Source organism: Actinophytocola sp. KF-1, assembly GCF_054661535.1.
In genome coordinates, this window is record NZ_BAAFVK010000009.1 from 296,210 (window position 1) to 316,621 (window position 20,412).

Annotated in this window: 21 protein-coding genes; 9 read left to right on the plus strand and 12 right to left on the minus strand. The window is 70.9% G+C overall.

Annotated features, from left to right (window positions below; all coding sequences use genetic code 11):
* Positions 1-57: 57 nt before the first annotated feature.
* Positions 58-1,146 (plus strand): VanZ family protein, encoded by a 1,089-nt coding sequence (locus ACYQ77_RS27485; protein WP_459716244.1) that lies wholly within the window; start codon positions 58-60, stop codon positions 1,144-1,146.
* Between the two features lie 210 nt (positions 1,147-1,356).
* The gene (locus ACYQ77_RS27490) at positions 1,357-2,439 is read left to right on the plus strand and encodes an endo-1,4-beta-xylanase (RefSeq protein ID WP_459716246.1); all 1,083 of its coding nucleotides are present in this window, start codon (positions 1,357-1,359) and stop codon (positions 2,437-2,439) included.
* 112 nt (positions 2,440-2,551) lie between these two features.
* Here ACYQ77_RS27490 and ACYQ77_RS27495 read toward each other — a convergent pair whose 3' ends face one another.
* From ACYQ77_RS27495 to ACYQ77_RS27505, 3 genes are read right to left on the minus strand one after another with little or no spacing between them, the layout of a single operon-like run.
* The gene (locus tag ACYQ77_RS27495; RefSeq protein ID WP_459716248.1) at positions 2,552-3,538 is read right to left on the minus strand and encodes an aldo/keto reductase; all 987 of its coding nucleotides are present in this window, start codon (positions 3,536-3,538) and stop codon (positions 2,552-2,554) included.
* Between the two features lie 58 nt (positions 3,539-3,596).
* On the minus strand, positions 3,597-4,475 hold the full coding sequence (locus ACYQ77_RS27500) for a hypothetical protein (RefSeq protein ID WP_459716251.1): 879 nt from the start codon (positions 4,473-4,475) through the stop codon (positions 3,597-3,599).
* Positions 4,472-4,744, minus strand: a complete 273-nt coding sequence (locus ACYQ77_RS27505) for a hypothetical protein (protein ID WP_459716253.1) — start codon at positions 4,742-4,744, stop codon at positions 4,472-4,474. The genes ACYQ77_RS27500 and ACYQ77_RS27505 overlap by 4 nt, the downstream gene beginning before the upstream one ends.
* Positions 4,745-5,330: 586 nt before the next feature.
* On the opposite strand from ACYQ77_RS27505, the gene ACYQ77_RS27510 reads away from it, so the two are divergent.
* From ACYQ77_RS27510 to ACYQ77_RS27520, 3 genes are all read left to right on the plus strand, one after another.
* Positions 5,331-5,621 carry a hypothetical protein gene (locus ACYQ77_RS27510; RefSeq protein ID WP_459716255.1) on the plus strand — a complete coding sequence of 97 codons (291 nt, stop codon included), beginning with the start codon at positions 5,331-5,333 and terminating at the stop codon, positions 5,619-5,621.
* 85 nt (positions 5,622-5,706) lie between these two features.
* Positions 5,707-5,865, plus strand: a complete 159-nt coding sequence (locus tag ACYQ77_RS27515) for a hypothetical protein (protein WP_459716257.1) — start codon at positions 5,707-5,709, stop codon at positions 5,863-5,865.
* Positions 5,866-6,046: 181 nt separating this feature from the next.
* Complete coding sequence (locus ACYQ77_RS27520; protein WP_459716260.1) at positions 6,047-8,863, plus strand: AAA family ATPase; 2,817 nt, start codon at positions 6,047-6,049, stop codon at positions 8,861-8,863.
* Here the strand turns inward: ACYQ77_RS27520 and ACYQ77_RS27525 are convergent.
* From ACYQ77_RS27525 to ACYQ77_RS27535, 3 genes are read right to left on the minus strand one after another with little or no spacing between them, the layout of a single operon-like run.
* A complete protein-coding gene (locus ACYQ77_RS27525; protein WP_459716262.1) occupies positions 8,856-9,287 on the minus strand; it encodes an SRPBCC family protein in 432 nt (143 codons plus the stop codon). The genes ACYQ77_RS27520 and ACYQ77_RS27525 overlap by 8 nt on opposite strands.
* Before the next feature lie 16 nt (positions 9,288-9,303).
* The gene (locus ACYQ77_RS27530) at positions 9,304-9,972 is read right to left on the minus strand and encodes an HAD family hydrolase (RefSeq protein WP_459716263.1); all 669 of its coding nucleotides are present in this window, start codon (positions 9,970-9,972) and stop codon (positions 9,304-9,306) included.
* Positions 9,969-11,096 (minus strand): cytochrome P450, encoded by a 1,128-nt coding sequence (locus tag ACYQ77_RS27535; protein ID WP_459716265.1) that lies wholly within the window; start codon positions 11,094-11,096, stop codon positions 9,969-9,971. The genes ACYQ77_RS27530 and ACYQ77_RS27535 overlap by 4 nt, the downstream gene beginning before the upstream one ends.
* A gap of 78 nt (positions 11,097-11,174) precedes the next feature.
* On the opposite strand from ACYQ77_RS27535, the gene ACYQ77_RS27540 reads away from it, so the two are divergent.
* Positions 11,175-11,768: a class I SAM-dependent methyltransferase gene (locus ACYQ77_RS27540; protein ID WP_459716267.1), complete on the plus strand. Its 594-nt coding sequence runs from the start codon at positions 11,175-11,177 to the stop codon at positions 11,766-11,768.
* 130 nt (positions 11,769-11,898) lie between these two features.
* Positions 11,899-14,967, plus strand: coding sequence for a glycosyl hydrolase 115 family protein (locus ACYQ77_RS27545; RefSeq protein WP_459716268.1), 3,069 nt, complete (start codon positions 11,899-11,901; stop codon positions 14,965-14,967).
* Here ACYQ77_RS27545 and ACYQ77_RS27550 read toward each other — a convergent pair.
* From ACYQ77_RS27550 to ACYQ77_RS27560, 3 genes are all read right to left on the minus strand, one after another.
* Positions 14,952-15,200, minus strand: coding sequence for a WhiB family transcriptional regulator (locus ACYQ77_RS27550; RefSeq protein WP_459716270.1), 249 nt, complete (start codon positions 15,198-15,200; stop codon positions 14,952-14,954). The genes ACYQ77_RS27545 and ACYQ77_RS27550 overlap by 16 nt on opposite strands.
* 217 nt (positions 15,201-15,417) lie before the next feature.
* On the minus strand, positions 15,418-16,341 hold the full coding sequence (locus ACYQ77_RS27555) for a hypothetical protein (protein ID WP_459716272.1): 924 nt from the start codon (positions 16,339-16,341) through the stop codon (positions 15,418-15,420).
* Between the two features lie 31 nt (positions 16,342-16,372).
* Complete coding sequence (locus ACYQ77_RS27560; RefSeq protein WP_459716275.1) at positions 16,373-17,263, minus strand: hypothetical protein; 891 nt, start codon at positions 17,261-17,263, stop codon at positions 16,373-16,375.
* A 57-nt stretch (positions 17,264-17,320) separates the two neighbouring features.
* On the opposite strand from ACYQ77_RS27560, the gene ACYQ77_RS27565 reads away from it, so the two are divergent.
* Entirely contained in the window at positions 17,321-18,517 is a 1,197-nt protein-coding gene (locus ACYQ77_RS27565) for a beta propeller repeat protein (protein ID WP_459716276.1), read from the plus strand.
* 13 nt (positions 18,518-18,530) lie between these two features.
* On the opposite strand, the gene ACYQ77_RS27570 is transcribed toward ACYQ77_RS27565, so the two are convergent.
* Positions 18,531-18,803, minus strand: coding sequence for an amphi-Trp domain-containing protein (locus ACYQ77_RS27570; protein WP_459716279.1), 273 nt, complete (start codon positions 18,801-18,803; stop codon positions 18,531-18,533).
* A gap of 151 nt (positions 18,804-18,954) precedes the next feature.
* Here ACYQ77_RS27570 and ACYQ77_RS27575 point away from each other — a divergent pair, with 151 nt between their 5' ends.
* Positions 18,955-19,212 carry a hypothetical protein gene (locus ACYQ77_RS27575; RefSeq protein ID WP_459716281.1) on the plus strand — a complete coding sequence of 86 codons (258 nt, stop codon included), beginning with the start codon at positions 18,955-18,957 and terminating at the stop codon, positions 19,210-19,212.
* Positions 19,213-19,217: 5 nt separating this feature from the next.
* Here ACYQ77_RS27575 and ACYQ77_RS27580 read toward each other — a convergent pair whose 3' ends face one another.
* Both ACYQ77_RS27580 and ACYQ77_RS27585 read right to left on the minus strand, forming a co-directional pair.
* On the minus strand, positions 19,218-19,361 hold the full coding sequence (locus ACYQ77_RS27580) for a hypothetical protein (protein WP_459716283.1): 144 nt from the start codon (positions 19,359-19,361) through the stop codon (positions 19,218-19,220).
* Between the two features lie 258 nt (positions 19,362-19,619).
* Positions 19,620-20,384, minus strand: a complete 765-nt coding sequence (locus tag ACYQ77_RS27585) for a class I SAM-dependent methyltransferase (RefSeq protein WP_459716285.1) — start codon at positions 20,382-20,384, stop codon at positions 19,620-19,622.
* Positions 20,385-20,412: the final 28 nt, after the last annotated feature.

Here is a 20,412-nt window from a genome sequence, read left to right on the forward strand (position 1 = left end):
CACACGATCAGGTGAGAGAGGCGACGTCGGAGCGCCGCGCGGGTTAGCTTGCACCGCGTGTCCTCCCGGGTGATTCCTGCTGTGCTCGCCGTCTTCTTCGGCGTGGCGATCGCGCTCGTGCTGTTGGTGCCGTTCGTGTTCCGCAGCTACCGCAAGCGCGGCGAGGTGGGGCTCGGGCCCGGCATCCTCGCGTTCGCGTTCCTCGTCTACGGGCTCGCGCTCGTCGCGTACACGCTCGCGCCCGTGCCGCAGATCGACGACGCCTGGTGCGCGGGCCACACGCAGTTCGCCCACCCCCAGCTGAGGCCCCTGCAGTTCCTCGCCGACATCGCGAAGGACCGGGTCACGCCCGGCTGGCGGGGCGTGGTCACCAACCCCGCCGTGCAGCAGGTCGTGTTCAACGTCGCCCTGTTCGTGCCGCTCGGCGCCTTCCTGCGGCACCGGCGGCTGCCCGTGGCCGCGGTGGTCGGCGCCGGGTTCTGCGTGTCGTTGCTGATCGAGTTCACCCAGCTGACCGGCAACTGGTTCCTCTTCCCGTGCCCGTACCGGCTCTTCGACGTGGACGACCTCCTCGCCAACACCCTCGGCACCGCCGTCGGGCTGCTGTTCGCGCCGCTGCTGCGGAAGATGTACGGGCGCACCGACCTCCCCGCCGAAGCGCCGCGGCCGGTGACCACCGGGCGCCGGTGGCTCGGCATGCTCGTCGACCTGGTCGCGGTGACGCTCCTCGGCGGGGTGCTGGCCGTCGCCGCCGATCTCGTCGCGGGCGTCGACAGCCACGTGATCAACCCGTGGGTGCCCGCCGTGGCGCTGCTCGTCCTGCCTTCGCTCGGCCGCGCCGGCGCCACGCTCGGGCAGCGTGCGGTGCGGCTCAAGCGGGTGCGTGCCGACGGCGGACGGGCCGGGATCCGGGTGCTGCCCGCGCTCGCGGGCGGCACGTGCGGCTACTTCGTCCTTTCCGGACTCGGCGACGACGCGAGTGCGTGGTCCGGGCTGATGCTGCTCGTGTGCGGGCTCCTCGCGTGGCGGCCGCGGTCACACCGCGGGCTGTCGGGCCTGGTGTCGGGGCTGTACGTGGTGGACGCGCGCGAGCCGCTCAGCGAGGCGCCGTCGACGCCCGCGGCACCAGGTGCACGTCGCGGGTGACCGGTTCGGCCCGCCGTCCGAAAAGGACGGACCGGCGAAGACGATCTCCCGTTGCCCCATCAGCGTGGCGTCACCGAAACTTTCGGTGATCCCACAACGGAAATCCGCTGCCTGCTTGACGGAAACCCAGTAGCGCCTTAACGTTTCTCCTCGCGATACCGACAATTTGCCGAAACTTTCGAACTCGCCATCGTCGTCGAGGAGCGCCGCATGAAGGTGTCCCGTGTCGCCGCGGCAGGTCTCCTCGCCGCGGCATCGCTCTACTCCGTACTCCCGGCCGCCGGCTCACCCGCTCCGGCGGCCGGGTCCCTCTCCCCCGACCGGCCACTGCGCGAGCTGGCGGGCAGGCAGCTGCTGATCGGCACCGCCGTCGACCACGCCGCGTACACCGCGGACGCGACCTACCGCGACCGCGTCGGCGCCGAGTTCAACTCGATCACGGCCGAGAACGTGATGAAGTGGGAGGTCGTCGAACCGACGCGGGGCGACCTCGACTTCAGCGCCGCCGACGAGCTGATGGCCGCCGCGAAGCGCAACGGGCAGCAGGTCCGCGGGCACACGCTGGTGTGGCACAACCAGCTGCCCGCGTGGCTCACGCAGGGCGTCGAGTCGGGCGACATCGACGCGACCGAGCTGCGGTCGATCCTGCGCAGGCACATCATCGACGAGGTCACCCACTTCCGGGGGCGCATCTACCAGTGGGACGTGGCGAACGAGGTCATCGACGACAACGGTCAGCTGCGCGACACGATCTGGCTGCGTGAGCTGGGGCCGGGCTACATCGCCGACGCGTTCCGGTGGGCGCACCAGGCCGACCCGAAGGCGAAGCTGTTCCTCAACGACTACAACGTCGAGGGCATCAGCGCGAAGAGCGACGCGTACCTGGCGCTGGTGAAAGACCTGCTGCGGCAACGGGTTCCGGTGCACGGCTTCGGCGCGCAGGGCCACTACGGCGTGCAGTACGGCTTCCACAGCGCGTCCGAGGTGGCGGCGAACCTCGGCCGGTTCGAGAAGCTGGGCCTGGAGACCGCGATCACCGAGGTCGACGTGCGCATGATCATGCCGGCCGACAACGTGAAGCTGCAGGCGCAGGCACAGGGCTACAGCGTGCTGCTGCAGGGCTGCCTGCTCGCCCGCCGCTGCAACTCGTTCACCGTGTGGGGCTTCACCGACAAGTACTCGTGGGTCCCCGGCTTCTTCGAGGGCGAGGGCGCGGCGAACCTCCTCGACGAGAACTTCGCCCCCAAACCGGCCTACCGCGAACTCCAGGCCATCCTGACCCTGGCCCACTGACCTCGCGAGTCACGCTCGCACGCATAGCGAGTTGCCGGTTTCGTGCATGTCGCCCGGCCCGGCGTCGGCACGAAACCGGCAACTCGGTGTGTTCGAGAGCGCGACTCGCGAGTCACCAGCGGGTGTGGACGTGGGCGCGGATGTGGTCGTCGTAGATCTGTTCGATCGCCAGCAACGTGTCCGGGGTGAGTGGTGGGAGCTGCGCGGCGGCCGCGTTGGCGTTGGCCTGTTCCGCGTTGCGGGCACCCGGGATGACGACGCTGACGCCGGGCTGGTCGATCACCCACCGCAGCGCGAGGGCGGCCGTGCTCACCCCGAGGTCCTCGGCGACCGCCGCCAGTTCCCGCGCAGCCTGGACGCCCACCTCGTACGGCACGCCGGAGAACGTCTCGCCGACGTCGAACGCCTCACCGTGGCGGTTGTAGTTGCGGTGGTCGTCGGCCGCGAACGTGGTGTGCTCGTCGTACTTGCCGGACAGCAGGCCGCTCGCGAGCGGCACCCGCGCGATGATCCCGACACCCGCCTCGCGCGCCGCGGGCAGCACGCGCTCGAGCGGCTTGCGGCGGAACGCGTTCAGGATGATCTGCACGCTCGCCACGTTCGGCCGCGCGATGGCGGTGAGCGCCTCGTCGCAGGTCTCGACCGACACGCCGTACGCGGCGAGGTTGCCCTCCGCCACCAGCGCGTCGAGCGCGTCGAAGACCTCGTCGGCGGAGAAGACGGGGGTGGGCGGGCAGTGGAGCTGCACCAGGTCGAGCCGGTCGGTGCGCAGGTTGGCGCGGCTGCGGTCGGTCCAGGCACGCAGGTTCTCCGGCGTGAACGACGCGGGCACGTGCGGGTCGGCACGGCGACCGCACTTGGTCGCCACCGTGACGTCGGCGTCGCGTTCGGCGAGGAACGCCGCGATGAGCTGCTCGCTGCGCCCGTCGCCGTACACGTCGGCCGTGTCGAGGAACGTGACACCGCCGTCGACCGCCGCGTGCAGCACGGCCATCGCGTCGGCGTCGTCGACCCGGCCCCAGTCGGCCCCCAGCTGCCAGCACCCGAGCCCGACGACGGACACCTGACGGCCGGTGCGGCCCAGCACTCGATCTTCCACGAGCGCCACAGTAGTCACATGGACCGGGACCTGCTCCCCGGCAGGTACACGCACACCGCTACTTCGCCGGCTGCACGATGACCGGCGAGCCCTGTGGCACCGGCAGCACCTGCACCTTGCCGGACTTGATCGCCTCGTTGACCGCCTGCTGTTGCTGGTAGGCCTGGTAGGCGGGCATGCCGCCGGGGAACTTCGCCGCGGCCTCCTTGTCCACCTCCGCGGCCTGGCTGCGCAGCTCGGCCGCCTGCTTGTCGGTGAGGCCGGCCACCAGCTGCGGCTGGATGCCGGGCTTCTGCAGCAGCACCGAGTTGATCGTGATCAGGTCCACGCCCTGGGTGAGCGTCGTGAGCACCTTCGGCAGCTGCGCGAGGACGTCCTTCTCCCACTGCGCCTTCGTCGGCGCGTCCGTGTAGAGCTTCTGCCACGGGTACTTCAGCGCCTCGTTGTCGGTCGCCCGGTCCAGCGCCGCGCCGACGTAGTTGCGCAGCAGCGCCGACCAGCCGGGCTTCATCTGCTCGCCACCGTCGGTCGGGGCGGCGTCGTACTTGTAGGCGATCAGCTCGTGGAACATCTGCAGCTTCCCGCCCGGCCACTCCTTGCCCGTCGGGTCGGTGAACGGCGAGCAGTCGGTGTTCAGGGTGAACTTGACCGTGCCGGTCACCTTGATCTCCTGCGAGTCCTGCGTCGTCGACGTGAGCGGCGCGGAGTCGATGCCGTCCCCGTCGCCGAACGTGAAGTCGCGCTGCCCGCTCGGGTAGTAGTAGTGGTCGTCGTTGACGTCGCTGACGTCGCGCTCGGTCTCGCACTCCACGAACTTGCGCGAGTCGAACGGGCCCGCGCCGTACTGCAGCGACACCTCGCTGGACGTCGGGTTGCCGATCGAGCAGGCCGTGAGGAGCACGGCCGAGGCGAGCAGGAAGGCGGGTCGGGTCCTCATCGGCTCAGGTCCAATCGGTCGGCGGTCAGCTTCCGGATGATCGCGCGCACGTCGGTGGCGAGCACCGAGTCGATGTCGCGGTAGGTGTCGGTCTTCTCGTCGATCTCCGCGATGGCGCGGGCGAGCAGGTCGCGTTCGCCGCGCAGCCGCTCGAAGTCGGCACGCCGGACCCCGGCCTGCCTGCCCAGCGACCGGACGACGAGCCACACCACGAACGCGACCACGAGAACCACCACGACGACGATCAGCGCGAGGACCTTCGGGTTCATGCGGACGACGCTAAGGCCGGCCGCCCGGGAGCCCTCCCGGGCGCTACGCCCGTCTCGGTGAGCGCGGTGTCGAGCTTGCGTCACCATCCCGGCAAACAACGGCGATCCGCCGGGCTGCTCGAGCCCGAGCGCGGCAAGACCGTCGGCAGGTTGGCAATTGCCACATCACGCGACGGGAGTTGCCACCCCTCGCGTTCGAGCAAGCCGGGGCGCGACAGGCGGATGGTGGCGGAAGAGCGGTGCGCCCAAGGTGCAGGGCCGCTGGGGCGTGGCCACGGACGGTAGGTGCCCACCTCTCACCCTGCCCGACACGGAGGCCGGCGCGTTCGTAGGCGTCGGCCTTTGCGCCGTTCGGGAAGCCATGCCCACGAATCGGTGACGGAGCGTAGGCCATGACATGATCGTGATGAGGTGCAAATGCACGGGACTTCGGCGCGATCCCGCCGTTTCATCACCCACATGGTCGAACGACATCCCGGCAACTGCCCTCGCACATCCGTCACTTGACCGATGTCTCCGCACCTCGCCCGGAGCAGACTGTCAATATACGGAAAACGAGATGACAATAAATCGTGGGGTGACACCGGTGGCCGCGGACGAATGGCATGATGAACTGGTCCTCGTCGCTGAATTGTCCAGCGTCAACAACCAGATAGCCAGGTTCGTACTACGCATGCTCGACACCGACGCCCGGCGAAGAGAACAGATTGCGGTAGCCGACGAATGCCGCCTCGGTGGGCGGCTCGTCAATCTGGGCTACGCATTGCAGGACCGAGCGGTACACAGAGCCGCTGGGCGCCACCGTGATGCTGGGAACACCACGGCAGCGCCCTCGGACAGGGGCCTCGCAACGGCTCATACTGCGAAGAAGGCCTGACAATTGCCCCGGAACCTCTTGTCAATTGTGGGTCATCTCCAGGACGATGACGTTGTGGGTCATAGCCGGAGGATCACCGGCCGCGGTGCCACCCACCGCGACCAACATCACCAACGCCGCCGCGGCGGCCACGACCATCCGCACCATTCTCATCTCGACCTCCATTTTGCTGATCCCGAACATCGGCAAACAGATGGGGATGGCGCGGTGGTCGGCTTACGACCCCGCGCAATCACATGGATGAGGGTAAGGTTTGGGCCCAAACTATACGACTCAATTTATAGTCTCAGACGACACGGAAATGCGCCATAATTACGCCAATAACTGACGGTTAACAGAAGAGCAACAGAATGAGCACGACACCGGTTGGCGTAACCTGCTCGCCGACCGTTGTTCCCTGCGTCGACAAGCAATACTGTCGAGGCATGCCGAGTGATGCCCACGCACTCGTCGGCCGTGAGGCCGAGCTGACCCGGCTCATCGGGTGGCTCGACGATCTCGCGACAGGAAGCGGTCACGCGATCCTGATCGAGGGTGAGCCCGGCATCGGCAAGTCCTCCCTCGCGCGGGCGGCCACCGCCGCCGCCGAGGACCGTGGGTACTCCGCCTACTGGGCCGAATGCGACGAACTCGGGCAGGCACTCCCCCTCCAGCCGCTCGTGGACGCCTTGCTGGTCAAGGAGGCCACCGAGCGGCGCCTCGACACCGTCCAGCGTTTACTGCGTGGCGAACTCGCCGGCGCCGCGGATCCGGCCATGGCCGCGGCCGAGCAGATGCTGGCACTCATGAACGAACTGTGCAGCGCCACTCCGACGGTCCTGGTGGTCGACGACCTGCAGTGGGCCGACCGCTTCACCATCAGCGTGTGGGAGTGGCTCGCGCGCGCGGTCGACCGGAAGTCGTTGCTGCTCATCGGCATCGTCCGGCCCGTCCCCCAGCGCGACGAACTGCTCGCCGTCCGGCGTGTGGTCGGACCGGATCGCACGCTCCGGCTCGATGGGCTGCCAGAAGACGCGGTGGCTGATCTCATCGCACAGATCTCGGCGGGCACACCGGGCGAGAACCTGCTCCGGCTCGCCGCGGAAGCCTCGGGTAACCCGTTGTACCTCACCGAGTTGATGGACGCGCTGTTCCGCGCCGAGCGCCTGACGGTCACCGAGACCGGTGCCGTCGACGTGACCAGCGGCCCGGTGCCCGGCTCGCTCGTCGCCGCCATCACCGACCGGCTCGACTTCCTCCCCCAGGACACGAGGAGAACACTGCAGGCCGCCGCACTCCTCGGTGTCGACTTCCTCGTCGGAGACCTCGCGCTCGTGCTCGGACGCCGAGTCGCGGAGCTGGTCCCCGCCATCGACGAGGCCAGGACCGCGGGGGTCCTGCGGGACGTCGGCGACAAACTGGCGTTCCGGCACCCGCTGATCCGCCAGGCCTTGTACGACGACATCGCGACCCCGCTGCGCCCAGCATGGCACCGCGACGCGGCCAGAGCCCTCGCCGAGGCCGGTGTGCCGACTCCGCGTGTCGCTCGGCAGCTCCTCCAGGCGATCAGCGCGCCCAGCCCGGACCCGCTCGACGAGTCACTGCTGAACTGGACCGTCGACGCGGCACCATCGCTCGTCGCCCAGGCACCCAAGACCGCGATCGAGTTGCTCCGCCAGGCGTCGACGCGGACGACCCCCGAAACCACGCGCGGTGCCAAGTTGGTGTGCCGCCTCGCCGAGGCCCTGTACCGCGAGGGCGAGTGCGACGAGGCGGTGCGGATCGCCTCCCGGGCCATGCGGGTCGTCACCGACCCCGACCTGCTCGTCGACCTCCACTGGACGATGTCGCAGTGCCGCGCGATGCTCGGTCGCTCCGACGAGTCGCTGGAAGTACTGGAACAGGCACACAGCCTCGCCGAGATCTCGGCACAGCAGCGGGCCCGCCTGCTGGTGCTGACGGCGCGGGCGCACCGGGACCTCGGTGAGGTGTCTGTCGCGGGCAGCGTCGCCACCAAAGCACTCGCCACCGCGGAAGAGGCCGGGGACACCTGGTCCATCGGGTGGGCCCTGCACGTCCTCATCGTGGTGTCGATGATGCGGGGCGAGGTCGCCGCCGCGCTGCCGCTGTTCGACCGCGCTCTCACCGTGATCGAGGACGAACCCGCCCTCAACGATCTCCGGCTGCTCCTGCAGATCAACAAGGCCGTCGCGCTCGGCGATCTCGACCGCTACGACGAGGCTCTGAGCGCTGCGACCCGGGTGCGTCAACTCGCCGATCACATCGGCAGCCTCGTCCGTCTCGCGCAGGCGCAGACCGCGCTCGCCGAGTTGCAGTTCGAGGGCGGTCGTTGGGACGACGCACTCGCGGAGATCGAGTCGTTGCCTGATGAGTTCAAGGATCCCGGTGCCACCTGCTGCGACCGCGGTATCGCGGCGGTCATCGCGTTCCATCGGGGGGATGCCGCTACCGCTCGGCAGCACCTCGAGGCGGCGGCACCGAGTGCGGAGCAGATCGGGAACCGGGTCGTCTCGTCCTTGACGTTGGCCTGGAGTCTGGACCACGAGGTCGCCGACCGGCCCGAAGAAGCGCTTGCCGTGTTGACGGCGCGGATCGGGGGTGATGCCGAAGAGCTTGACGAAGTCGAGGATCTGCTTCCCGAGGCGGCGCGGCTCGCCGCCGCGACCGGGGACACGCGCGCCGCGGCGGATGTCGCTGCTCAGGCGGCCACGTTGGCGCGGCGGTCCTCGGTGCCGCACCGGCTCGGGACCGCCGCTTACTGCCGTGGGCTGCTGGAGCGCGACCCGTTCCTCCTGCAGCACGCCGCCGATCGGTACCGGGACGCCGGGCGTCCGCTGCTGCGCGCCAAGGCACTGGAAGCAGCCGCGATCGGGTTCGCCGGGCGCGACGAGAAGGACGCCGCCAGGCGGGCGTTCACCCGCGCGGACGAACTGTACGACAAGCTCGGCGCCAACTGGGACCTCGCCCACCTCCGGGCTCACCTGCGCAGCTTCGGCATCCGGCGGGGGCCGCGCGCGAAGCACCGGCAGGCGCAGGCCGGCTGGAACGCCCTCACGCCCACCGAGACGAAGATCGCCGCCATGGTGGCCGAAGGGCTGTCCAACCGGCAGATCGCCGAGCAACTGGTGCTGTCGCCCCGGACGGTGGGGACGCACGTGTCGCACATCCTCGCGAAGCTGGGTGTGCGGTCGCGCATCGACATCGCGCGGAAGGCGGCCGAGCACGTCAAGGCCGTCAGCTAGGTTCGCCCTGCCGCCGGTGCTCGTCGGCCTGGTCGTCCGCCGCGACGGCCTGCGTCAACGCGGCGACCGTGTGTTCCAGGCCCTGCTGCACCTCGTCACCCTCGGCGACCCGGACGCTGTGCAGGCTGACGGTGATCCGGCTCCTGCCCGGCGCGACCTCCTCCACCGTCAGCTCGCCGTGGTAGTCGTCCGGGCCCTCGGCGCCCCACTCGAGTTTGCGTTCCGCCTCGTTCGGGCGGACCCACGCCTCGCCCGAGACGCGGTCGCCGTGCACCTCCGCCTCCACGTGGACCTTGTCGCCGCCCTCGGGCTCGGCCGCGCGCATCTCCGGGAAGTACCTCGGCAGGTTCGTCGGGTCCGCGAGGTAGTGGAAGAGGACATCCGCCGCGATGTCGGCATCCGCTGTGTGCGTGTACGTCGTCATCCGCGGCGGGTACCCGTCACGCCGCGGGCAACACCTCCGCCACCGCCTCGCGCAGCGCCGACCGGCGGGTCGCGGTCGGGGCGGGGTCGACGATGACGGTCCGGCAGCCGATGGCCGACGCGCCGCCGTCCGCCTCCGGGCTGTCGCCGACCATCACGGCCTGTTCCGGGGCTACCCCGATCCGCTGACACGCGATCGTGAAGATCTTCGGGTCCGGCTTCACCACGCCCTCCACATAGGACAGCACGAACTCCGTGACCAGGTCCTCGACGCCGAGCTTGCGGAACATGGGCCGGATGTCCCACGCGATGTTGCTCACCACGGCCACCGGCACACCCGCCGCGGCGAGCCCGCGCAGCACGTCCGCCGTGTCCGGGTACGGCTGCCACGCGTCCGGCGCGGTGAGGCTCCGGTACACCAGCTCCGTCTCCTCCTCCGACAGCGCGAACCCCGTCGACGCCAGCGACGCCAGGTACACGGTCCGGTGCACCTCGGGGTCGAGGTCGCGGCGCGCCCACGCGTCCGCCAGGTCCGGCGGCAGGTGGTCGGCCGACCGGGTCGGCGAGGTCAGCACGGTGGTGAGCCGCTCGCGCATGGACTCGTCGAACGTGGTGGACGGCCAGCCGGGGCCGGGCTCGAAGCGGAACAGGGTGCCGGAGAAGTCGAACAGGGCGCCGTGGATCATGCCTCCACAGTACGTTCACCCACCGACACGATCATGTCGTGCAGGGAGTAGCTGCCGAAAGCGTCGTTGAACGCCACCCTCGGCTGCCTGGCCAGCCGCACGCCGTCCAGCGCCACCAGCTTGGTCAGGAAGATGTCGGTCTCCCGCACCGCGAGGTACGAACCCGGGCACTTGTGGGGTCCGTCACCGAACGTCAGGCCCGCACCGTCGGCCGAGTCGAGGTTGGCGGCCGCGATCGACACGTCCACCTGCTCACCCTCGCCGATGACCGTGCCGTCGGGCAGCGTCACGGGCGCGGTGGTGCGCCGCTTCAGCACCGCGAGCGGCGGTTCGAGCCGGGCCAGCTCGTGCAGGATCGCGTACCGGGCCGGCTCGTCACCGGCGCGGTACGCCGCCAGCAGCTCGTCGTCGGAGAACAGGTGCCACGCGGCCGCGCAGATGAACTCGCGCGTGGTGACCATGCCCGCCGCCGCGACCGTGATGCACTCGGACAGGATCTCCCCCGCACCCGCGCCCTCGTCCACGAGGTGCGAGATCAGGTCGTCCTGGCGCCGCCGTTTCCGCGCCCGCACGGCGGGCCGCACGTCGTGCACGTGGATCGCCAGCCACAGGTACAGGATCCGCGCGGCCCAGTACACGCCGTGGACACTCGTGAAGCCCGGTTTGCCGAGCTTCTCCGGGAAGAACCGGCCGAGCCGCCGCGCCGTGCCCGGCCTGCTCTCGGTCAGACCGACGACCTGCTTCGCCACGTCGACGGCGAGCCGGAAGCTCAGCTCCGACAGGTCCGCCCACCCCGCGGCGCGCAGCACGGCGATCTCCCGGTCGGCGACGCGGTGCATGAGGTCGCGGTACTCCTCGTCCACCCGTTTCGGGGTGAAGAACCGCGCGGTCTGCCTGCGGTACTCGCGGTGCTCCGGCCCGTCCCAGTACAGCACCGGGCGGCGGAAACTCGACGGCAGCTTCTCCACCGTCTCCACGCCCAGCCCGGCCTGCACGGTCGCCGTGTCACGCAGGAGCGCCCGCCCGCCCGCGAGGTCGCGCACGTGCCACACCCCGTGCTCGTCGCGGAACGCAGGGCAGACCGATTCCGTTGCCGTGCGGTCGATCTTGCGGGTGCTGGCCACCCGTCCATCCTCCCGCTCCGTTTGCGGTTTCGGCAACAAAAGTTGTCAGCACCGGCCGGCCGGGGTGACGCTGCGGGTATGGATCAACAGTTCTGGGACGACCTGTACCGCGAGAAGGACCAGCTGTGGAGCGGCGCGCCCAACGGCGTGCTGGTCACGGAGGTCGCCGACCTGCCGCCGGGGCAGGCGCTCGACCTCGGCTGCGGCGAGGGCGCCGACGCGCTGTGGCTCGCCTCGCGGGGCTGGCTCGTGACCGCCGTGGACATCTCCGAGGTCGCCCTGGCCCGCGCGGCGGCCGCGGCGGGTGAGGCGAAGGTGAGCTGGGTGCACGCCGACCTGGCCACGTCGGCGCTGCCCGCGGGCGCCTTCGACCTCGTGGTGGCGCTGTACTTCTCGGCGCAGCGCGCACCCGGGGACCGCGCGGTGCGGAACATGCTCGCGGCGGTCGCGCCCGGCGGCACGCTGCTGTACGCCCACCACGAGCTCACCGGGCACGAGCACGAGCGCAACCCCGACTTCGACCGCCACGACTTCTACTTCCCCGACGACGTCGCCGCGCTGCTCGACGAGGACGAGTGGACGATCGACACGCACGAGACCAGACCGAGGGTGCACATGCCGCCGGAGGCCATGCACGTCAACGACATCGTGCTGAAGGCACGCAGGAGGTAGCTCCGAAAGTTTCGATTCTCCTTGGCGCACAAGGACTCTGGCGTTTCGGACGCGTCTGTGGTTACGGTGTTCGGGTTACGGAAGTGTTCCGAAACTTTCGGCTCCGCCCTGCGTCAGTACGGAGATCGACATGCGCCGGTCCGCAGCCCTGCTCGCCATCCCGCTCCTCGCGGCGGCCGTCGTGTCGCCGGTGCCCGCGCTCGCGGCCCCGCCCGCCGCCGGGGAGTCCTATGTGGTCACCACGCCGCGGCCGGGCGCGTTCCCGCTCGTGACGGGCGGAGCCGCGGCGCCGATCGTCGTGAGCGGCGCCGACCGGCCCGGTGTGGTGCGCGTCGTCGGCGACCTGCGGGACGACGTCGAACGGGTGACCGGCGTGCGACCGGCGGTGTCGCTGGACCGCGTGCCGGCGGGCAGCACACCCGTCCTCGTCGGCACCATCGGCGAGAGCCCGCTCATCGACGACCTCGTCGCCCGGGGCAGGCTCGACGTGCGCGCGATCGCCGGGAAGTGGGAGACCTCGCTGCAGCAGGTGGTCGAGCACCCCCTGCCCGGCGTGCGCCGCGCGCTGGTGATCGCGGGCAGCGACCAGCGCGGCACGATCTACGGCGCCTACGACGTGTCGCGCGAGATCGGCGTCTCACCCTGGTACTGGTGGGACGACGTGCCCGCGCGCCGGTCCGCCGCGCTGTACGTCCTGCCGGGCAGGCACACCCAGGGCACGCCCGCGGTGAAGTACCGCGGGTTCTTCATCAACGACGAGAACCCCGCACTGGGCCGCTGGGCGCCGACGCAGTTCGGGCAGGGCCTCGCGCCGGGACATCCCGGCGGGTTCAACAGCCGGTTCTACGGACGGGTCTTCGAGACCATGTTGCGGCTCAAGGCGAACTACCTCTGGCCCGCCGTGTGGGGGCGTGCGTTCGCGGAGGACGACCCGGCCAACCACGCCACCGCCTCCGCGTACGGCGTGATCATGGGGACCTCGCACGAGGCACCGATGATGCGCGGCATCGAGGAGTGGAACCGCCATGCCGTCCCCGCGGTGCGCGACGCCGCGGGGAACATCGTGACGCCGGGCCACGACCCGTACGGCGGCACCGGCGAGTGGAGCTTCCGGCGCAACCGCGACGCCATCACGGCGTACTGGAACGACGGCGTCGAACGCATGACGGAGCAGGGTTTCGAGGGCGTCGTGACGCTCGGCATGCGCGGCAACGGCGACGTCGGCCTGCCCGACGGCGACGGCATCGAACTGATGCAGGAGATCCTCGCGACCGAGCGGCGGATCCTCGCCGACCACGGCATGTCCGACGTGCCGCAGGTGTGGACACTGTACAAGGAGGTGCAACGCTACTGGGACAAGGGGTTGCGCGCGCCGGACGACGTGACGGTGGTGTTCACCGACGACAACTGGGGCAACATGCGCAAGCTCCCGGACCCGGCGCTGCCGGACCGCGCGGGCGGGTACGGCATGTACTACCACTTCGACTACGTGGGCGGCGGCCGCAACTACAAGTGGGTCGACACGATCAACATCGCGAACACGTGGGAGCAGCTGGACACGGCGTACCGGTACGGTGTGGACAAGCTGTGGGTGGTCAACGTCGGTGACCTCAAGAACGAGGAGCTGCCGCTGCAGTTCTTCCTGGACTACGCGTGGAAACCCATCCCGCTGACGGACGTCCCGGCGTGGGAGGAGCGGTACGCGGCGGAGAACTTCGGGCCCCGGTACGCGGCCGAGATCGCAGGCGTGCTGCACGACTACGGCGCCCTGCAGGCACGTCGCAAGCCGGAGCTGCTCAACCGGCGGATCACCAGCGGGCCGGGCACGACCGTCACCTACGACGACGAGGAGAACCCGTACTTCCTGGAGAACTACCGGGAAATGGACCGGGTCACCGCCGACTGGCAACGGCTCGCGGACCGGGTGGACCGGATCGGGCGGCGGCTGCCGGAGTCCTATCAGGACGCCTACTACCAGCTGGTCGCGTACGCGGCGAAAGCGACCGCGAACCTGTACGCGTTGCGGCGCGCGGAGTTCACCAACATCCGCTACGCGGCGCAGGGCCGGGCCGCGACCAACGACCTCGCCGACGAGACCGGCCGGCTGTTCGCCATCGACCAGGCGATGTCGCACTACTACAACACCGAGCTGGCGGGCGGGAAGTGGCAGAACTTCCAGACCCAGCCGAAGATCGGCTACGGCGACGTGGCGCGGTACGGGCCGAACGCGCCGTGGCAGCAGCCGGAGCTGAACAACGAGGCGCTGCCGGACGAGGTGTTCCCCGCGGTGCGGCGGATCCCGGTGCCCGCGGCCGCGGACATGGGCGTCGCGATCGACGGCTCGGACCAGTGGTGGCCCGCCGCGACGGGCCCGGCGGTGCTGCCGGTGTTCAGCCGCCACCAGAGCCAGCCGCGCCAGTACATCGAGGTGTTCAACCGCGGCGCCACGGCGTTCGACTACCGCGTCACGTCCGGGAAGCCGTGGGTCTCGGTCTCGCGGGCACGCGGCACGGTGGACAAGCAGGTGCGCCTCGAGGTCACTGTGGACTGGCGGCGCGCGCCGAAGGGCGTCACGCGGGTGCCGCTGACGGTGACGGGCGCGGGACGGACCGTGGTCGTCGAGGCCGTTGTGGACGGTGTGGACACGCGTCCGTCCAAGGGATACGTGGAGGCGAACGGCTACGTGTCGATGCCCGCGGACGGCACGAGCCGGGTCGTCGGCGACTGGCTGCGCATCCCCGACATCGGCAGGGACGGCGCCGGCATGCGGCCCGCGCCGGTGACCGCGCCCCGGCGCGAACCCGGTGACCAGCGCCTGGAGTACACGGTCAACCTGACGACGACCGGGCCGGTGACCGTGTGGGTGTACCTGTCACCGAGGAACAACGTGCACTACACGGACGGGCTCACCTACGCGGTGTCACTGGACGGCCAGCCGCCACAGCGCGTCAACGTCACGACGGCCACCGGCGCGGACGACACCGCCATGAACAAGCAGTGGGAACGCAACACGTCCGACAACGTGAACCGGACGGCCACCACCCATGTGGTCGACCGCCCGGGAGAGCACGTGGTGAAGTTGTGGGCGGTCGACCCGACCGTGGTGGTGCAGAAGGTGGTCATCGACACAGGCGGGCTCGCGCCGAGCTACCAGGGGCCGCCGCACAGTGTGCGAGCCGGTCGTCAGGCCACCCGCTGACGGCGGACGAGCGCGCGGCGCTCCCGTTCCGTGGTGCCACCGAAAACGCCGTGGTCCAGCCCGGCGTCGATGGCGTAGTCGAGGCACTCGGTCCGCACGGGACACCGGCCGCACACGGCCTTGGCCTCGGCGATCTGCCGGGCACCGGGGCCCATGTCGGAGATGGGGAAGAACAGTTCGGGGTCCGCGTCGCGGCAGGCGGCGCGGTCCCTCCAGTCGTCGATCATCTTCATGTCAGCCGCCTCCAATCAGGGCGTGTCGGTCCGCATGAGGCCGCGCGCGAGCGCGTCTGCGAACGTGGTGTTCGTTGGTTGTTTGTGCCGGTCCGGCACCGAGCCAGTCCCCTGCGGACGCGATTTCTCGCGCCGCCCGAATAACAGCGTACGCGTAAACACCCCCGCGCGCCGCTCTTATTCCGAACGGTGTACGGGGGTGTGGGTGTGGTTCTGGTTACTCGCAGGCCACGCCGTCGTTGTCGCGGTCGAGGTCGTAGATGTCGTCGCCGATCACCCGGACCGGGCCGGACGCGTACGCGGGGCCGTTGCCGCTGCCGCCCGCGCAGTCGACGTCGCTCGCGATCGGCACGCAGCCGGAGTAGTTCGGGTCGCACGCGGGCTTCGGCGCGGGCTTGGGCTTCGCGGGCACGGGTTCCTGCGTGACCGGCTCTTCGACGACCGGCGGCGCGACGACCTCGGTGGTCGTCGGCGGCGGGGGTGGCGGAGTGGTCGTGGTGGTCGTGGTGGTCGTGGTGGTCGTTGTCGTCGTCGTGGTGGTCGGCAGCGGCTCGAACGTCGTCGTGGTGGTGGCGTCGTCGGCCGCGGTGATCGACGGCGACGGGTCGTCCTCGTCGCCGCCGAAGAGCACGCCGAGGAGGAACAGGAAGGCGATCACGACGGCGACGATGCCGACCGGTTTCTGCCAGCCGAAACCGATCGGCTGCTGTGTGGCCGCGGGCACCGGGCGCACCGGGGAGAAACGTTCCGTCGGCGGTTCCCCGATCGGCGCGGGTGCGGAGAACGCCGCGTTCACGTTGCGGGGCAGGAGAAGCGTGACCTGGAGACCCCGTTCGTCGCGGGTGACGGTGGCCTCGCAGCCCACCCGCCCGCCGCCCGCCAGGAGCGGGGCGTAGCGCTGCGACATCATGTGCGTCAGCTCACCGGCGCGACGCCCGTCGACGCGGACCTCGATGCCGCGTTCCCCTTTGTACTTACCGGAAGCGATCACGCACCACGCCAGCTCGGCGGCGATCCGGCGCTCCCCGCCAGGGGCGACGGAGTACCGCGACAGCACCTGCTGGTGGCGTTCTTCACGGGTGACGGTGACCGGCACGTCGCCCGGCACCATCGAAAGACCCGGTGTCGGGTTCTCGACCATGCCGTGTGCTTCGGCCGCCCCGCCCGGCCCGTTACCGGATTCCGGAAAAACGTGGTGACTCGCAGGCGAGCCCGTCCTTGTTCGGGTCGAGGCGGTACTCGTCGGGCCCGACGATCTCGATGGGCCCGACGACGTGGACCGGGCCGTCGCCGGTGCCCTCGCAGTCGACGTCCTCGGCGATCGGCACGCAGGGGCGGTAGCTGGGATGGCAGCCGGAGCGCGGGTCGTCCGCGACGGGCGGCGGTTCCGCCACGGTCGGCCCGTCGGTGGTCGTCGTGGTAGTGGTGGTCGTGGTGGCCGTCGTCGTGGTGGTGGTCGTGGCCGTCGTCGCCGTCGTCGTCGTGGCGGCGGTGGTCGTCGTCGTGGCCGGGGGCACCGGTTCGAGCGTCGCCGTGGTGGTGGTTCTCCCGGCTGGGGCCGCGGTCCGTTCGCCGTCGCCACCACCGAGGATCGCCGCGCACACCAACGCGGCGGCCACCACTCCGGCGCCGATCCACGCCGGCTTCCTCCACGCGGGCCTGGCGGCGAGCAGCGCGGGGATGGGTTCCGTGGGATCCGGCGCGACCACCGGCATGTTCGCGTTGCGCGGCAGGTGGACCGTGAGCCGCAGGCCGTGTTCGTCGCGGGTCACGGTGGTCTCGCAGCCGACCCGTGTGCCCTGCTCGAGGAGCGGGGCGTAGCGCCGCGCCATCACGTCCGTCAGCTCACCGACGCGGTGCCCGTCGACGCGGACCTCGATCCCGCGTTCTCCCTCGTACCGGCCGGACGTGATCACGCACCAGGCCAGCTCGACCGCGACGCGCCGCTCCCCACCGGGGGCGACGGGGTAACGCGACAGCACGGGCCGGTACTGCTTGTCCCGGGTGACGGGCACCGGGACGTCTCCCGGCACCATCGACAGACCCGGCGTCGGGTTCTCCACCACGAAGATTGATTCGCCAGCCGATCCGGCACGTTACCGGTCTGCCACAATTCCGCCGTGCCACGAACCACCGGCCGGGTCCTCGTCGCCGCGCTGCTCCTGCTGCTCACCGCGTGCGGTGACCGGCCGGACGCGGGCAGTAACCAGAACGCGGGCAGCAACCAGGACGCGGCGGGCTTCACCGTGCTGCGCAGGGCGGTCGAGTTCCCGTCGGTGAGCGACTGGATCCCGCCGGGACAGGGGCTGCGGCAGCTCGTCCCGCTCGGCGGCTGCGTGCTCGGCGTCGGCACCTACGCGAACGGGCAGCGGAACGTCGGCGCCAACTGGACCGGGAACGCCGGCTGCACGAGGCTGTCCATCGACCCGGCCCCGCGCGACGACCAGGTCGCCGACGGCCCCCCGGAGCGGGACGGTTGGGCCGGCGGCGGACTGTCCGGTGTGGTGCTCCCGTGGGACGACGGCACCCTGATCGGCGCGACCGACGGCCTGGCGCGGCGCACCCCGGACGGTGCCGTGACCCCGCTCGCGGCCATCCCGTTCGACAACTCCGGCCGTTCGCCCGAGGCGCCCGGTGACGCGCGGGCGACCGCGATCGCCCGGTCCGGGGACCGGATCCTGGTGGTGGGCAACGGATCCGGGCAGGCGACCGTGTACGTCTCCGACGACGCGGGCGCGACCGTGCGCGGGATCGCGCTGCCCCAGGCGCCCGGCGGGGCGCACGACCAGCCGTACCTGGTGGCCGCGGCAGGCGCGGACGTGGTCGCGACCGGCTACGGCGGCGACTGGCTGACCACGTGGCACTCGGCCGACGGCGGCACGACGTGGCGTGCCGCCCGGCTGCGGACCGGGCCGGACCAGTGGCTGGTGCACGTGCTGGTGAAGGTCGGCACGACGTGGCACGCCATCGGGACCGTCGGCAACCCGAAGGGGCCGGACCGGCCGCTGTGGATGTCCAGCACGGACGGCACGACGTGGACCCCGAGGGACACGACGGCGATGGGCGAGGGCGGCGTCGTGGCGGCGACCGTCGACCGGGAGGGCGCGCTGGTGCTGGTCGGCGTGCGGGACCAGGTGGGGAAGTACTCCCCCGGCGGCCGTGAGACGTACTGCGGGGTGGTGTGGACCGGCGCGGCGGGCGGCCCGTACCAGCGGGGCGAACTGGACTGCAACGAGTTCCCGCCGTCGGCGGCGGCGACGCTCGCCGACGGCCGGGTCCTCATCGCCGGCAACCGCGACCTGTGGGTGCGCGACTGACCGGGATCACCTGCTAGACGACCGGCTTGTCGTCGTCGCCGTCGGCGTCGTCATCGGTGTCGAGCTGCCACTTCAGCTGGAACTCGACCTCCTCCTCGCCGTCCCCCCGCTCGTGCTCGATGGAGAACTCGGCGCGCGCCGGGACCCGGAACCGCTCCCCGGCGATCTGGATGCGGAACGAGCTGCCCGACTCCAGCGCGTCCGCGAGGCGGCGCAGCTTGGCGACCACGTCGGGGGTGGAGTAGATGCGTTCGACGTCCCTCGTGCCGCGTCCCTGCTCGGCCACGTGACCTCCGTAGTACGGCGCCCCCTGCGGGCGCGGGTGGGCGCATTCAATCACCCGATCGGGGCACATCGGACGGGACACCCTGGTGGCCATTCACCCATTTTGCCGGTAGTGTCCGAATCATCACATTCTGCGACAGAGAGGGTTCACGATGGGCTTGTTCGACGCCATCCGGGAGAAGGCCGCGGAACTGGTGTCCGGGGCGACGGAGAAGGTGGGCGAACTGACCGGAACCGATCTCGCCGACGCACAGCAGAACGTCACCGACGCGGCGCAGGGCCATGCCGAGGAGGTGAGCGGTGCCGGCCAGGACCTCGCCGGCACCGCCACCGACTCGGTGCGGGAGGTCACGGACGCGGCGGCCGACACCCCGCTCGGCACGTACGTCGATCCCCGCGACGGCCAGTAGCGCGCTCACCGGGTGCGCCACACCACCAGCAAGGCGAGCACGGGCCGGTGGTCGAACGTGTTCATCACGCGGACGTGCACACCCCGCCCGTTGACGACGGCTTCCAGCAGCCCGCACTGCTCCTCTCCCGGCTTCCCCTGGGGCAGCAACGTGTTGTGCCACTCGAGGATCGGGTAGCGCGACAGGACGGCGGTGCCGTACTGGCGACGCGGCTGTCCGGCGGCGGGCGGCTCGAGGTCGAGGTTCGCGGCGGCCGGTCACGTCCGCACGCGAGCGGCGGATCTCATCGGCGACACGGTCGAGGTCGTGGACGCCGTCCTCGCCCGCCCCGTGGTGGATGACGAACGACAGGACGGTCACGGGGCCGGACCGGCGTGGCGGCGGCCGGACGCACGGCAGAAAGCGTGTCAGGCAGGGATCGCCAGCAGGTCTTCGTGGTGAACGGTCACCCGCAGTGGGCCGGTGAGCCTGCGGCGCAGGTACGACCCCGCCACGTCGGCCAGTTCCGGGTCCTGCTCGCACGCCGCCCCCAGCCACCCCTGCAACCAGGCCGTCGTCAGCTCGGGGTGGGCGGGCCCCAGGCGCCACGGGCTGGGGCAGCGGTGCACCGTGGCGCCCAGGTCCTCGAACACCCGCGTGATCACCGGCACCGCGTCCGGGCCCAGCAGTGCCCTGCCGTCGACCGTGCGGCGCTGGTGCGCGTTGAACGCCCTGGTCACGGCCTCGTCCAGCGGGTCGGGCGGGTCCAGTTCCACCTCGCCGGCCACCGACAGCGCGAACAGCGCGGGGCAGCCCGCCTTCACGCACAGCTCGGCGATGCGCGTGACCTCCTCCTCGGTGAGCAGGTCGAGCAGCGCCGACCCGGTCACCAGCGACGTGCCCGCCAGGTCCTCCGGGGTCAGCGACGTCAGGTCACGCAACTCCGTCACCGCGCCCGGCACGGCGGCGTGGGCGAGCAGGTCGGGGTCGCGGTCGGTCAGCACCCACCGGTGCGGGGTGAGCAGGCGGGGCGACAGCCACCTGGCCATCGACCCGGTGCCGCTGCCCAGGTCACGGATCACCAGGTCACGGGCACCGAGGTGGGCGCGCAGCGGGATCAGGAGGTCGTCGGCACGGGCGTCGGCGTCGGCGGGCTCGCGCAGCGCCAGCCACTCGCGGGAGAAGTCGCTCATCGCCCTCTTACACGCGGCGCCGCCCGCA

Bases quoted from the DNA above. Each gene is read 5' to 3' on its own strand.
- ACYQ77_RS27575 (WP_459716281.1), top strand. From the start codon at position 18,955: ATGGGCTTGTTCGACGCCATCCGGGAGAAGGCCGCGGAACTGGTGTCC.
- ACYQ77_RS27545 (WP_459716268.1), top strand. From the start codon at position 11,899: ATGCGCCGGTCCGCAGCCCTGCTCGCCATCCCGCTCCTCGCGGCGGCC.
- ACYQ77_RS27585 (WP_459716285.1), bottom strand. From the start codon at position 20,384: ATGAGCGACTTCTCCCGCGAGTGGCTGGCGCTGCGCGAGCCCGCCGAC.
- ACYQ77_RS27550 (WP_459716270.1), bottom strand. From the start codon at position 15,200: ATGAAGATGATCGACGACTGGAGGGACCGCGCCGCCTGCCGCGACGCG.
- ACYQ77_RS27520 (WP_459716260.1), top strand. From the start codon at position 6,047: ATGCCGAGTGATGCCCACGCACTCGTCGGCCGTGAGGCCGAGCTGACC.
- ACYQ77_RS27500 (WP_459716251.1), bottom strand. From the start codon at position 4,475: ATGAGGACCCGACCCGCCTTCCTGCTCGCCTCGGCCGTGCTCCTCACG.
- ACYQ77_RS27530 (WP_459716263.1), bottom strand. From the start codon at position 9,972: ATGATCCACGGCGCCCTGTTCGACTTCTCCGGCACCCTGTTCCGCTTC.
- ACYQ77_RS27505 (WP_459716253.1), bottom strand. From the start codon at position 4,744: ATGAACCCGAAGGTCCTCGCGCTGATCGTCGTCGTGGTGGTTCTCGTG.
- ACYQ77_RS27525 (WP_459716262.1), bottom strand. From the start codon at position 9,287: ATGACGACGTACACGCACACAGCGGATGCCGACATCGCGGCGGATGTC.
- ACYQ77_RS27540 (WP_459716267.1), top strand. From the start codon at position 11,175: ATGGATCAACAGTTCTGGGACGACCTGTACCGCGAGAAGGACCAGCTG.
- ACYQ77_RS27555 (WP_459716272.1), bottom strand. From the start codon at position 16,341: ATGGTCGAGAACCCGACACCGGGTCTTTCGATGGTGCCGGGCGACGTG.
- ACYQ77_RS27490 (WP_459716246.1), top strand. From the start codon at position 1,357: ATGAAGGTGTCCCGTGTCGCCGCGGCAGGTCTCCTCGCCGCGGCATCG.